Below are 270 nucleotides of genomic sequence, written 5' to 3'. Positions count from 1 at the left end.
CACCGGCATCGTGCACACCGCTCCCGGCCACGGCGCGGACGACTACGACACCGGCATCAAGTACGGTCTCGAAGTCGACTGCCCGGTGACCGATCGCGGCTTCTTCACCACGGACATCGAGCACTTCGCAGGCCTGAAGATCTGGGACGCCAATCCTAAGATCACGGAATTCCTGCGCGAGCGGGGCCGGCTCGTGTCCACCGTGCCCTACTCCCACTCCTATCCGATCTGCTGGCGCTGCAAGAATCCCGTGATCTTCCGCGCCACCGC

Annotated in this window: 1 protein-coding gene; it reads left to right on the top strand. The window is 64.4% G+C overall.

Translation table 11 applies throughout. From position 1 onward, the window contains the following. On the top strand, positions 1–270 hold a 270-nt coding region (locus tag GUI70_RS23270), incomplete at both ends, for a class I tRNA ligase family protein (protein ID WP_161884573.1).

The organism is Deinococcus alpinitundrae, assembly GCF_009982895.1.
Classification (GTDB): domain Bacteria; phylum Deinococcota; class Deinococci; order Deinococcales; family Deinococcaceae; genus Deinococcus; species Deinococcus alpinitundrae.
This window is presented reverse-complemented; position numbering and strand designations above follow the sequence as displayed.